Genomic DNA, 13,272 nt, shown 5'->3' with positions numbered 1-13,272 from the left:
GCTTGCCGAATTCGGCAGGCTTCGTCCCTGAAAGGAGAGGACAATGGTTGCGGTAAGAAGTGCACATCTTAATCGAGCGGGTGAATTCGATTCGAAAAAATGGATCGCAAGTCTGGGGATCTCCAGCCAGCCCTCGTGTGAGCGCCTAGCCGAAACCTGTGAGTACTGCCTGCAACACACCCAGGGCCACCCTGACGCCGAGCTGCTGCTGTGGCGCGGCGTCGAGATGGTCGAAATCCTCTCCATGCTCAGTATGGACATCGATACGCTGCAGGCCGCGCTGCTCTTCCCGCTGGCGGATGCCGAGGTGGTGAGCGAAGCGGTGCTGCGCGAAAGCGTGAGTAAGTCCGTTGTTGCGCTGATCTATGGCGTGCGTGATATGGCGGCTATCCGCCAGCTCAAGGCCACGCATACCGATGCCGTCTCCTCTGAGCAGGTCGATAACGTCCGCCGCATGCTGTTGGCAATGGTGGATGATTTCCGCTGCGTGGTCATTAAGCTGGCCGAGCGCGTCGCCCACCTGCGTGAGGTGAAGGACGCGCCGGAAGACGAACGCGTGCTGGCGGCCAAAGAGTGCACCAATATCTACGCCCCGCTGGCAAACCGGCTGGGTATCGGCCAGCTGAAGTGGGAGCTGGAAGATTACTGCTTCCGCTATCTGCATCCGGCGGAGTACAAGCGCATCGCTAAACTGCTGCATGAGCGGCGGATCGATCGCGAACGCTATATTGATGAGTTTGTCAGACACCTGCGCGCCGAGATGAAGCAGGAGGGCGTCAAAGCGGAAGTTTATGGGCGTCCGAAGCATATCTACAGCATCTGGCGCAAAATGCAGAAGAAGGATCTCGCCTTTGACGAGCTGTTTGACGTGCGGGCGGTGCGTATCGTCGCCGAGCGCCTGCAAGACTGCTACGCCGCGCTGGGGATCGTCCATACCCACCATCGTCATCTGCCGGATGAGTTTGATGACTATGTGGCAAACCCGAAGCCGAACGGCTATCAGTCGATCCATACCGTGGTGCTGGGGCCGGAGGGTAAAACCGTTGAGATCCAGATCCGCACCAAACAGATGCATGAGGATGCCGAGCTGGGCGTCGCCGCCCACTGGAAATACAAAGAGGGGACGGTGGCAACCGGGGCGCGCACCAGCCACGAGGATCGCATCGCCTGGCTGCGTAAGCTGATCGCCTGGCAGGAGGAGATGGCGGATTCTGGCGAAATGCTCGACGAGGTGCGCAGCCAGGTCTTTGACGATCGCGTCTATGTCTTTACGCCGAAAGGTGACGTTGTGGATCTGCCCGCCGGATCGACGCCGCTCGATTTTGCCTACCATATCCACAGCGACGTCGGTCATCGCTGCATCGGGGCCAAGATTAGCGGGCGCATTGTGCCCTTTACCTATCAGCTACAGATGGGCGATCAGATTGAGATCATCACCCAGAAGCAGCCGAACCCGAGCCGCGACTGGCTGAACCCGAACCTGGGCTATGTGACCACCAGCCGCGGACGCTCGAAGATCCACGCCTGGTTCCGCAAGCAGGATCGTGACAAGAATATCCTCGCGGGTCGCCAGATCCTCGACGATGAGCTGGCGCATCTGGGCATCAGCCTGAAAGAGGCGGAGAAGCACCTGCTGCCGCGCTACAACTTCAATGAGATGGAGGAGCTGCTGGCAGCCATCGGCGGAGGCGATATTCGTCTCAACCAGATGGTGAACTTCCTGCAGTCGCACTTTAACAAGCCCAGCGCCGAAGAGCAGGACGCCGCCGCGCTGAAGCAGCTGCAGCAGAAGACCTATGCCCCGCAGGGTCGTAACAGCAAAGACAATGGCCGGGTGGTGGTCGAGGGCGTCGGTAATCTGATGCACCACATTGCCCGCTGCTGCCAGCCGATCCCAGGGGATGAGATCGTTGGCTTTATCACCCAGGGGCGTGGGATCTCTATCCACCGCGCCGACTGCGACCAGCTGACGGAGCTGCAATCCCATGCGCCGGAGCGCATCGTTGATGCGGTGTGGGGCGAGAGCTACTCGGCGGGCTACTCGCTGGTAGTGCGCGTCACCGCCAACGATCGCAGCGGCCTGCTGCGCGATATCACCACTATTCTCGCTAACGAGAAGGTGAACGTTCTCGGCGTGGCCAGCCGGAGCGATACCCGGCAGCAGCTTGCCACTATCGATATGAATATCGAGATCTATAACCTGCAGGTGCTGGGACGCGTGCTCGGCAAGCTCAACCAGGTTCCGGACGTGATTGACGCCCGTCGTCTGCACGGCGGTTAACCGCATATTATGTTGTAAGCCGGGTAAGCGTTAGCGCCACCCGGCGTTTTATTCAGGAAATCATATGAATCAAATCAATCGCCTGCTGGGCATCATGCAGCGCCTGCGCGACCCGGAAACCGGCTGCCCGTGGGATAAAGAGCAGACCTTCGCCACCATCGCGCCCTACACGCTGGAGGAGACCTACGAGGTGCTCGACGCCATCGCTCGCAACGATCTTGACGATCTGCGCGGCGAGCTGGGGGATCTGCTGTTCCAGGTGGTGTTCTACGCCCAGATGGCCCAGGAGCAGAGACGTTTTGACTTTAACGACATTTGCGCGGCTATCAGCGACAAGCTCGAGCGCCGCCATCCGCATATCTTTGCCGACGCTACCGCCAGCAACAGCAGTGAAGTGCTGGCGCGCTGGGAGGAGATCAAAACCAGCGAGCGGGCCGAAAAAGCCCAGCACTCGGCGCTGGACGATATTCCCCACGCCTTTCCGGCGCTGATGCGGGCGCACAAGATTCAGAAACGCTGCTCGGCGGTGGGCTTTGACTGGGACTCGCTTGGCCCGGTGCTCGGTAAGGTGCATGAAGAGATCGACGAGGTGATGCACGAGGCGCAGCAGGCGGTAGTGGATCAGGCCAAACTGGAGGAGGAAGTGGGCGATCTGCTCTTCGCTACCGTGAATCTTTCCCGCCATTTAGGAGTAAAAGCTGAAACCGCCCTGCAAAAAGCAAACCTGAAGTTTGAGCGTCGCTTCCGTGAAGTTGAACGAATTGTCGCCTCTCGCGGCCTGGCGATGACCGGCGTTGACCTCGAAACCATGGAAGAAGTCTGGCAGGAGGTAAAGCGCCAGGAAACTGATCTCTAACGAGTTTTGTGAATCAAGCGCGATTAGTAAGATTTTTAAATAACAAGCGCTTGATTTACGTCAAAAACATTTGCCGTAAACGAGCTATTTTCTCACTCCCCGTGGTTCGCTGAAGATGAGAAGAGGAGGGATAATGAAAGTTTGTGGCGACTGCGTAGTTCCGGTATACTACTTTCCCGTCCTGGTTATTCCATCGTCTTTTAAACCTAACTTCTCAGGTTCAGCATGACAACGAACTATATTTTTGTGACCGGCGGGGTTGTATCCTCTCTGGGTAAAGGCATTGCAGCCGCCTCCCTCGCAGCCATTCTTGAAGCCCGTGGCCTTAACGTGACCATGATGAAACTGGATCCGTATATCAACGTCGATCCGGGTACCATGAGTCCTATCCAACACGGGGAAGTGTTCGTTACGGAAGACGGCGCCGAAACCGACCTGGATCTGGGCCACTACGAGCGTTTCATTCGTACTAAAATGACGCGCCGCAACAACTTCACTACCGGCCGTATCTACTCTGACGTACTGCGCAAAGAGCGCCGTGGCGACTACCTGGGCGCAACCGTTCAGGTTATTCCGCACATCACCAACGCCATTAAAGAGCGCATCATTGCCGGCGGCGAAGGCCACGATGTGGTGCTGGTTGAGATTGGCGGTACCGTGGGTGATATCGAATCCCTGCCGTTCCTCGAAGCGATCCGCCAGCTGGCGGTAGATATTGGCCGTGAACACGCGCTGTTTATGCACCTTACCCTGGTGCCTTACATGGCTGCCGCGGGCGAAGTGAAAACCAAGCCAACCCAGCACTCCGTAAAAGAGCTGCTCTCTATCGGTATTCAGCCAGACATTCTGGTTTGCCGCTCCGATCGCGCCGTACCTGCTAACGAACGTGCGAAAATTGCATTGTTCTGTAACGTGCCGGAAAAGGCCGTTATTTCAATGAAAGACGTCGATTCGATTTATAAAATTCCGGGCCTGTTGAAATCACAGGGGCTGGACGATTATATTTGTAAACGATTCAGCTTGAGCTGTCCGGAAGCTAACCTGAGCGAATGGGAACAGGTTATCTACGAAGAGGCGAATCCGTCAGGTGAAGTCACTATCGGTATGGTCGGCAAGTACATCGAGCTGCCGGATGCCTACAAGTCGGTGATTGAAGCGCTGAAGCATGGCGGCCTGAAAAACCGTGTTACCGTCAACATCAAATTGATCGATTCGCAAGATGTTGAAACACGTGGTGTAGAAATCTTGAAGGATCTGGATGCTATCTTGATCCCTGGTGGCTTCGGCTACCGTGGCGTAGAAGGTAAGATCGCCACCGCACGCTATGCGCGTGAACACAATATTCCTTATCTGGGCATCTGCCTGGGTATGCAGGTTGCGCTGATCGAGTTTGCGCGCAACGTGGCGGGGATGGACAACGCTAACTCAACGGAATTTGTGCCAGACTGTAAGTTCCCGGTTGTGGCTCTCATTACCGAATGGCGTGACGAAGAAGGCAACGTCGAAGTGCGCTCTGAGAAGAGCGACCTGGGCGGCACAATGCGTCTTGGTGCGCAGCAGTGTCAGCTTGATGACGATAGCCTGGTGCGTCAGATGTACGGTTCGTCGACTATTGTTGAACGTCATCGTCACCGCTATGAAGTTAACAACATGCTGTTGAAACAAATTGAAGCTGCGGGTCTGCGTGTTGCAGGCCGTTCCGGCGATGATCAGTTGGTCGAGATCATCGAGGTGCCAAACCATCCGTGGTTTGTTGCCTGTCAGTTCCACCCGGAATTTACTTCAACGCCGCGCGATGGGCATCCGCTGTTCTCAGGCTTTGTGAAAGCCGCCAGCGACTACCAGAAGCGTCAGGCGAAGTAAGAGTTAGAGCGACAACGCGTACCTAAGGTACGCGTTGTTTGTCTGGAGTTTTAATTAACTTGTACTGAGGAAATCCTAATGTCCAAAATCGTTAAAGTCATCGGTCGTGAAATCATCGACTCCCGTGGTAACCCGACTGTTGAAGCCGAAGTACACCTGGAAGGTGGTTTCGTCGGTATGGCTGCTGCCCCGTCAGGTGCTTCTACCGGTTCCCGCGAAGCGCTGGAACTGCGCGATGGCGACAAATCCCGTTTCCTGGGTAAAGGCGTGACCAAAGCTGTTGGCGCAGTTAACGGCCCGATCGCTCAGGCTATCCTTGGCAAAGACGCCAAAGATCAGGCTAACATCGATAAGATCATGATCGACCTGGACGGTACTGAGAACAAATCTAACTTCGGTGCTAACGCAATTCTGGCCGTTTCCCTGGCGAACGCCAAAGCTGCCGCTGCTTCTAAAGGCCTGCCGCTGTATGCGCACATCGCTGAACTGAACGGCACCCCGGGCAAATACTCCATGCCGGTTCCGATGATGAACATCATCAACGGTGGTGAGCACGCTGACAACAACGTAGACATTCAGGAATTTATGATTCAGCCGGTTGGCGCGAAATCCCTGAAAGAAGCCGTACGTATGGGTTCAGAAGTGTTCCACAACCTGGCAAAAGTGCTGAAGTCTAAAGGCATGAACACCGCTGTGGGCGACGAAGGCGGCTATGCGCCGAACCTGGGCTCCAACGCCGAAGCACTGGCTGTTATCGCTGAAGCGGTAAAAGCTGCGGGCTACGAGCTGGGCACCGACATCACTCTGGCGATGGACTGTGCAGCCTCTGAGTTCTACAAAGATGGCAAATACGTTCTGGCTGGCGAAGGCAACAAAGCATTCACCTCTGAAGAGTTCACCCACTTCCTGGAAGATCTGACCAAACAGTATCCGATCGTCTCCATCGAAGATGGCCTGGACGAGTCTGACTGGACCGGCTTTGCTTACCAGACCAAAGTGCTGGGCGACAAAATCCAGCTGGTTGGCGACGATCTGTTCGTAACCAACACCAAGATCCTGAAAGAAGGCATCGAGAAAGGCATCGTTAACTCCATCCTGATCAAATTCAACCAGATCGGTTCTCTGACCGAAACTCTGGCTGCGATCAAAATGGCGAAAGACGCTGGCTACACTGCGGTCATCTCTCACCGCTCTGGCGAAACTGAAGATGCAACCATCGCTGACCTGGCTGTGGGCACCGCTGCTGGCCAGATCAAAACCGGTTCTATGAGCCGTTCTGACCGCGTTGCTAAGTACAACCAGCTGATTCGTATCGAAGAAGCGCTGGGTGAACAAGCACCGTACAACGGTCGTAAAGAGATCAAAGGCCAGGCATAATCCCCTGACTTTTCACTCTTAATAGAAAACCCGCTTCGGCGGGTTTTTTTATTGCTGCAATAGCGCAGCTGCGGCACATGACCTTAGGGCAGGGATCTGCGATACTTACCTTTTATAGCCAAACAGAGATGAGTATGCAGTACCCGATTAATGAGATGTTCCAGACCCTGCAAGGCGAGGGTTACTTTACCGGCGTTCCCGCTATTTTTATCCGTCTGCAGGGATGCCCGGTAGGCTGTGCCTGGTGCGACACCAAGCACACCTGGGATAAGCTCGCCGATCGAGAAGTGTCCCTTTACAGCGTGCTGGCGAAAACCAAAGAGAGCGACAAGTGGGGCCCGGCAAGCAGTGAAGATCTGCTGGCCATCATTGAGCGTCAGGGCTATACCGCCCGCCATGTGGTGATTACCGGCGGCGAACCCTGCATTCACGATCTGATCCCGCTGACCATGCTGCTGGAGAAAAACGGCTTTAGCTGCCAGATCGAAACCAGCGGCACGCACGAAGTACGCACCTCGACCAATACCTGGGTAACGGTTTCACCGAAGGTAAATATGCGCGGCGGGTACGATATTTTACAGCAGGCGCTGGATCGTGCAGATGAGATCAAGCACCCGGTTGGCCGGATGCGCGACGTTGAGGCGCTGGATGAACTGCTGGCGACCCTGCACGACGATAAGCCGCGTGTGATCGCACTTCAGCCGATCAGCCAGAAAGAGGATGCGACGCGTCTGTGCATTGAGACCTGTATTGCGCGCAACTGGCGTCTGTCGATGCAGACGCATAAATACCTGAATATTGCCTGATATAAACCGATACGCCCGGTGGCGTTAACGCTTACCGGGCCTGGGTTAACTGCACCGCGACATTTTACTCTCCGCGATAGACGCAACCCGCCGTACAGGTCTCTTTGATTGTCACCGCGCTCAGCAGCGGCACAAGCGGCTTCATCTCATCCCAGATCCACTTCGCCAGCACTTCGCTGGTCGGGTTCTCCAGGCCAGGAATATCGTTGAGATAGTAGTGATCCAGTCGGTCATAGGTCGGCTTGAAGGCGGCCTTCAGCTCGGAGAAGTCCATGATCCAACCCGTATGGGGATCGACTTCACCGGTAATTTCCAGGCGCACCATAAACGAGTGGCCATGCAGGCGACCGCATTTGTGGCCCTCGGGCACGTGTGGCAGACGGTGAGCGGCTTCGAAGATGAAATCTTTAAATAACGTGGTAGACATGATGAATTCTCAGACAGGCAAAAACCGCCGCATACTACCGGAATTGACCATTTTTGGCATTAACTAAAACAGGCAAAAGCGGTAAAGCCTGGGGTGCAAGGGTGAAACCTCTATTTTATCCTTCTAAATCAATTAATTAATCAACCTGTTTTACTGTTAATAACTATGACTAAAAGCGGTTAGCGTTTTTAGTTATTTGTTATTTCCAACCCTTCTTTAATTGTTATTATTCACGCCGTTACCCTTACACTCTGTTCTGTTTTTACGCTTTTTTAATAGCTTTGCTTACTGGAACATAACGACGCATGACGACACAGGCCCCACCTTCCGCTTTGCTTCCGCTGAACCCGGAGCAGCTGGCACGCCTTCAGGCAGCCACCACCGATTTAACACCGACTCAGCTCGCCTGGGTTTCCGGCTACTTCTGGGGCGTGCTTAACCAGCAGCCTGGTGCAGCAGCAATGGCCGCAGCACCGGCCCCGGCGGCAGAGACGCCGACGATCACGCTGCTTAGCGCATCGCAGACCGGTAACGCCCGTCGCGTAGCGGAAGCGCTGCGTGACGATCTGCTGGCGGCGAAGCTCAACGTCAACCTGGTTAACGCTGGCGACTATAAATTCAAACAAATTGCCAATGAAAAGCTGCTGGTTGTGGTTGCTTCGACCCAGGGGGAAGGGGAGCCGCCGGAAGAGGCGGTCGCACTGCATAAGTTCCTGTTCTCGAAAAAAGCACCGAAGCTTAATGGCGCAGCCTTCGCTGTCTTTGGCCTGGGCGATACCTCCTACGAATTCTTCTGCCAGTGCGGTAAAGACTTTGACAGCAAGCTGGCGGAGCTGGGCGCAGAGCGCCTGCTGGATCGCGTGGATGCCGACGTCGAGTATCAGGCGGCGGCCAGCGAGTGGCGTACGCGCATCGTGGATATTCTGAAGGCCCGCGTGCCGACCGAAAGCCCAGCTCAGGCAGCGGTCACCGCTACCGGCGCGGTCAACGAGGTCTTCTCCAGCCCCTATACTAAAGAAGAGCCGCTGGTGGCGACGCTCGCCGTCAACCAGAAGATCACCGGCCGCGACTCTGAGAAAGACGTGCGCCATATCGAGATCGATCTGGGTGATTCTGGCCTGCGCTATCAGCCGGGCGACGCGCTGGGCGTCTGGTACCAGAACGATCCGGAGCTGGTGCGCGAGCTGATAGAGCTGCTGTGGCTGAAAGGCGACGAGCCGGTTAGCGTGGATGGCAAGACGCTGCCGCTCACTGAGGCGCTGGAGTGGCACTTTGAGCTGACGGTAAACACCGCCAGCATCGTTGAGAACTACGCTAAGCTGAGCCGCAGCGAAACCCTGATGCCGATGGTGGGCGACAAGGCCCGTCTTCAGCACTACGCTGCCACAACGCCGATCGTCGACATGGTGCGCTTCTCTGCCGCCCAGCTGGATGCCGAGGCGCTGATTGGCCTGCTGCGTCCGCTGACTCCGCGCCTCTACTCCATCGCCTCATCCCAGGCGGAAGTAGAGAGCGAAGTGCACGTCACCGTTGGCGTGGTGCGCTATGACGTTGAAGGCCGCGCCCGCACTGGCGGCGCATCAGGCTTCCTCGCCGATCGCGTGGAAGAGGATGGCGAGATCCGCGTGTTTATTGAGCACAATGATAACTTCCGCCTGCCTGCTAACCCGGAAACACCGGTGATCATGATTGGCCCAGGCACCGGCATCGCACCGTTCCGCGCCTTTATGCAGCAGCGTGCAGCGGACGAAGCGCCGGGTAAAAACTGGCTGATCTTCGGTAACCCGCACTTTACGGAAGATTTCCTGTACCAGGTGGAGTGGCAGCGCTACGTCAAAGAGGGCGTGCTGAACCGCATCGATCTGGCCTGGTCCCGCGACCAGAAAGAAAAAATATACGTACAAGATAAACTGCGCGAACAGGGCGCAGAGCTGTGGCGCTGGATCAACGAAGGCGCGCACATTTATGTCTGCGGCGACGCGACGCGTATGGCGCGCGACGTTGAGCAGGCTTTACTGGAAGTGATTGCCGAGTTCGGTGGCATGGATACCGAAACGGCTGACGAATATTTAAGTGAGCTGCGCGTAGAGCGCCGTTATCAGCGAGATGTCTACTAATGAGCGATAAACACCCAGGTCCGCTGGTGGTCGAAGGTAAACTGACCGACGCCGAGCGTATGAAACGTGAGAGCAACTACCTGCGCGGTACGATTGCTGAAGATCTGAATGACGGCCTCAGCGGCGGTTTTAAAGGTGACAACTTTCTGCTGATCCGCTTCCACGGTATGTATCAGCAGGATGACCGCGATATTCGTGCTGAACGCGCCGAGCAGAAGCTGGAGCCACGCCACGCCATGATGCTGCGCTGCCGTCTGCCGGGCGGGATCATCACTCCGGCGCAGTGGCAGGCCATCGACAAGTTCGCCGAAGAGAAGACCATCTACGGCAGCATTCGGCTGACCAACCGTCAGACCTTCCAGTATCACGGCATCCTGAAGAAGAACGTCAAGCCTGCCCACCAGATGCTGCATGAAGTGGGTCTGGACGCGCTGGCGACCGCCAACGACATGAACCGTAACGTGCTCTGCACCTCTAACCCGATTGAGTCCGAGCTGCACGCGGAAGCCTACGAGTGGGCGAAGAAGCTCTCTGAGCATCTGCTGCCGCGCACCCGTGCCTATGCTGAGATCTGGCATGACGCGGAGAAGGTAGCGACCACCGACGAAGAGCCGATCCTTGGGCAGACCTATCTGCCACGTAAGTTCAAAACCACGGTGGTGATCCCGCCGCAGAACGACGTCGATCTGCACGCCAACGACATGAACTTTATCGCTATCGCAGAGAATGGCAAGTTGATCGGCTTTAACCTGCTGGTGGGTGGCGGTCTCTCTATCGAGCACGGTAACAAGAAAACCTACGCCCGCACCGCGAGTGAGTTTGGCTTCCTGCCGCTGGAGCACACCCTGGCGGTGGCGGAAGCGGTAGTGACCACCCAGCGCGACTGGGGCAACCGTACCGATCGTAAAAATGCTAAGACCAAATATACACTGGAGCGTGTGGGCGTCGAGACTTTCAAAGCGGAAGTTGAGCGTCGGGCAGGCATGAAGTTTGAGCCGGTTCGTCCGTATGAGTTTACCGGCCGCGGAGATCGCATCGGCTGGGTAAAAGGTATCGATAACAAATGGCACCTGACGCTGTTTATCGAAAACGGTCGCATCCTTGATTATCCGGATCGTCCGCTGAAAACCGGCCTGCTGGAGATCGCGAAGATCCATAAGGGCGACTTCCGCCTGACCGCGAACCAGAACCTGATCGTCGCGGGCGTGCCGGAGAGCCAGAAGGCGAAGATTGAGAAGCTGGCACGCTCCCATGGACTGATGGATGCGGTTAAGCCGCAGCGCGAGAACTCCATGGCCTGCGTCGCCTTCCCGACCTGTCCGCTGGCGATGGCGGAAGCGGAGCGTTTCCTGCCGAGCTTTGTTGATAAAGTCGAAGCGATCATGGAGAAGCACGGCGTTGGCGACGATCACATCGTGATGCGCGTGACTGGCTGCCCGAACGGCTGTGGCCGTGCGCTGCTGGCGGAGATGGGTCTGGTAGGTAAAGCCCCGGGGCGTTACAACCTGCATCTTGGCGGCAACCGTATGGGTACGCGTATTCCGCGCATGTACCGTGAGAACATCACCGAGTCAGAGATCCTTGATTCTATCGACGTGCTGGTAGGCCGCTGGTCGAAAGAGCGTGAAGCGGGCGAAGGCTTCGGCGACTTCACCATCCGTACCGGGATTATCCGTCCGGTGCTGGATCCGGCGCGGGATTTCTGGGAGTAACGTAGTCATGCCCGGTAGCGCTTCGCTTACCGGGCCTACAAAACCGTAGGCCGGGCAAACGCAGTGTCGCCCGGCAGAAGTGAGGGGTATATGTCCAGACTCGATCTTACTGCTTTAAACGATCTGCCAAAAGTCGAACGCATTCTTGCGCTGGCAGAGACTAACGGCCAGCTGGAAAAACTGAGCGCGGAAGAGCGCGTCGTCTGGGCACTAGAGAACCTGCCCGGTGAGTACGTGCTCTCCTCAAGCTTTGGTATCCAGGCGGCGGTGAGCCTGCACCTGGTTAACCAGATCAGCCCGGATATTCCGGTGATCCTCACCGATACCGGCTACCTGTTCCCTGAGACCTACCAGTTCATTGATGAGCTGGCGGACAAGCTCAAGCTGAACCTGAAGATTTACCGTGCGGAGCAGAGTCCGGCATGGCAGGAAGCGCGCTACGGCAAGCTGTGGGAGCAGGGTGTCGAAGGCATTGAGAAGTACAATGAGATCAACAAAGTGGAGCCGATGAACCGCGCCCTGAAAGAGCTGAATGCGCAGACCTGGTTCGCCGGCCTGCGTCGGGAGCAGTCAGGCAGTCGCGCCACGCTGCCGGTGCTGGCTGTCCAGCGCGGCGTGTTTAAGGTGCTGCCGATCATCGACTGGGACAACCGTACCGTCTATCAGTACCTGCAAAAGCACGGGCTGAAGTACCACCCGCTGTGGGACCAGGGTTACCTTTCGGTGGGTGATACGCACACAACCCGCAAATGGGAGCCGGGCATGGCGGAAGAAGAGACCCGCTTCTTTGGCCTCAAGCGCGAATGCGGGCTGCACGAAGGGTGATAAACCTTATGAAAATGCTGACTTTTAGGTCGGCATTTTTTTTGGGATTTATTTCTGTTAATTTTCTCGAGATCGGCACGCTTCATTACTTGCGATCGGGTTTTAACCGGCTGTCAAATTGAAACGGAATGGCTTTTGATTTTTGTGTAAGCCCGAAGAAAGCCGGGTGTTCAGGATTCAGCAGGTAATTATATTCCACGGGGGATAAGGCGCTGGGCACACGCAGGGCGATGGATGCTTTAGTGAAGCACCATGCGTCCCCGTAAGTGGCCAGTTCTGGTGGCGCTTCTTCATCAGCCCAGTTATCAGGTATTTCTTCCATATTGGCCTTTTGAACCTGGTCATCAGGCACATCAATACTCAATAGCGTGAAATAGTCCATAATCTGCGCTGCACGCAGATGCACCAGGGTTTCCAGCATAGTGAGCGAAGCGGTTTCTGATACATAAACCATCGCCGTGCCAACGTTATTCCAGCGGCCCCCAGCCTCTTTTGCTCCATATCCTGTCCAGGCTGTAGAAAGATACTTTGTTTTTGTCAGCCGATAGAGGATCAAGAGTAGACCCCATGCTCCAGACGAGTGATCAGCTTCATGACTTCATAAGCCCCGGTTTCGGATGCCATCAGATCTGCCGGCACTTTCCAGCCCAGCGCACGGTTAGGCTCATTTAACCATTTTTGCGCTTCATCCTTATCACCTTCAAACAGCTCTACCGCCCGATCAAGGACACGAATGATGCGTACCAGCCGTTCACTCTGATCGGCACTGAATCGTGCTTTCAGACTGCGGCTGAATGTGGTTGATGGGATACCTGACATTTTGCGCAGGTCGTTTTGCGTTATCTTGGCCCAGTCAACGATCAGGCTAGCAACTTTGCCATCAAGGCCTTCGTTAATCTGACCCAGTAATGCCACACCATCAGCATTGTTTAAACCAGCCACCTGCCATAAACGGGGCGGCCTGGCCTGAGTCGTGGATACGCTAAACGTTTTCATGGTTAACCTCCA

The 13,272-nt window shown here is 56.0% G+C and carries 11 protein-coding genes; 8 read left to right on the top strand and 3 right to left on the bottom strand.

From position 1 onward, the window contains the following. Positions 1-43 precede the first annotated feature (43 nt). The 5 genes from relA (at position 44) to queE (ending at position 7,183) form a co-directional block, all read left to right on the top strand. Positions 44-2,281 (top strand): GTP diphosphokinase, encoded by a 2,238-nt coding sequence (gene relA / locus RTM13_RS17595; protein ID WP_312213723.1) that lies wholly within the window; start codon positions 44-46, stop codon positions 2,279-2,281. A 64-nt stretch (positions 2,282-2,345) separates the two neighbouring features. Continuing rightward, complete coding sequence (gene mazG / locus RTM13_RS17590) at positions 2,346-3,137, top strand: nucleoside triphosphate pyrophosphohydrolase (RefSeq protein ID WP_312213722.1); 792 nt, start codon at positions 2,346-2,348, stop codon at positions 3,135-3,137. A gap of 225 nt (positions 3,138-3,362) precedes the next feature. Continuing rightward, positions 3,363-5,000 (top strand): glutamine hydrolyzing CTP synthase, encoded by a 1,638-nt coding sequence (gene pyrG / locus RTM13_RS17585; protein WP_312213720.1) that lies wholly within the window; start codon positions 3,363-3,365, stop codon positions 4,998-5,000. 78 nt (positions 5,001-5,078) lie between these two features. Further along, positions 5,079-6,377, top strand: coding sequence for a phosphopyruvate hydratase (eno, locus tag RTM13_RS17580; protein ID WP_312213718.1), 1,299 nt, complete (start codon positions 5,079-5,081; stop codon positions 6,375-6,377). 134 nt (positions 6,378-6,511) lie between these two features. Then, complete coding sequence (gene queE, locus RTM13_RS17575; RefSeq protein WP_042387845.1) at positions 6,512-7,183, top strand: 7-carboxy-7-deazaguanine synthase QueE; 672 nt, start codon at positions 6,512-6,514, stop codon at positions 7,181-7,183. Positions 7,184-7,247: 64 nt separating this feature from the next. Here queE and queD read toward each other — a convergent pair whose 3' ends face one another. Beyond that, a complete protein-coding gene (gene queD, locus RTM13_RS17570; protein ID WP_103818306.1) occupies positions 7,248-7,610 on the bottom strand; it encodes a 6-carboxytetrahydropterin synthase QueD in 363 nt (120 codons plus the stop codon). A gap of 305 nt (positions 7,611-7,915) precedes the next feature. On the opposite strand from queD, the gene cysJ reads away from it, so the two are divergent. The 3 genes from cysJ (at position 7,916) to cysH (ending at position 12,264) form a co-directional block, all read left to right on the top strand. Then, on the top strand, positions 7,916-9,727 hold the full coding sequence (gene cysJ, locus RTM13_RS17565; RefSeq protein ID WP_312213716.1) for an NADPH-dependent assimilatory sulfite reductase flavoprotein subunit: 1,812 nt from the start codon (positions 7,916-7,918) through the stop codon (positions 9,725-9,727). Beyond that, positions 9,727-11,439, top strand: coding sequence for an assimilatory sulfite reductase (NADPH) hemoprotein subunit (cysI, locus tag RTM13_RS17560; RefSeq protein WP_312213714.1), 1,713 nt, complete (start codon positions 9,727-9,729; stop codon positions 11,437-11,439). Before cysJ ends, cysI begins: the two co-directional genes overlap by 1 nt. A 90-nt stretch (positions 11,440-11,529) precedes the next feature. Next, a complete protein-coding gene (cysH, locus tag RTM13_RS17555) occupies positions 11,530-12,264 on the top strand; it encodes a phosphoadenosine phosphosulfate reductase (RefSeq protein ID WP_312213712.1) in 735 nt (244 codons plus the stop codon). Between the two features lie 85 nt (positions 12,265-12,349). Here cysH and RTM13_RS17550 read toward each other — a convergent pair whose 3' ends face one another. Both RTM13_RS17550 and RTM13_RS17545 read right to left on the bottom strand, forming a co-directional pair. Further along, positions 12,350-12,820: an RES family NAD+ phosphorylase gene (locus RTM13_RS17550; protein ID WP_312213710.1), complete on the bottom strand. Its 471-nt coding sequence runs from the start codon at positions 12,818-12,820 to the stop codon at positions 12,350-12,352. Next, positions 12,817-13,260 carry an antitoxin Xre/MbcA/ParS toxin-binding domain-containing protein gene (locus RTM13_RS17545; RefSeq protein ID WP_268106928.1) on the bottom strand — a complete coding sequence of 148 codons (444 nt, stop codon included), beginning with the start codon at positions 13,258-13,260 and terminating at the stop codon, positions 12,817-12,819. Before RTM13_RS17545 ends, RTM13_RS17550 begins: the two co-directional genes overlap by 4 nt. Between the last annotated feature and the right edge of the window lie 12 nt (positions 13,261-13,272).

It is taken from the genome of Pseudescherichia sp. (genome assembly GCF_031979925.1).
In the GTDB taxonomy this organism is placed as follows: domain Bacteria; phylum Pseudomonadota; class Gammaproteobacteria; order Enterobacterales; family Enterobacteriaceae; genus Pseudescherichia.
Note: the sequence above shows the minus strand (reverse complement) of the source record. Positions and strands in the feature narration are given on the sequence as shown.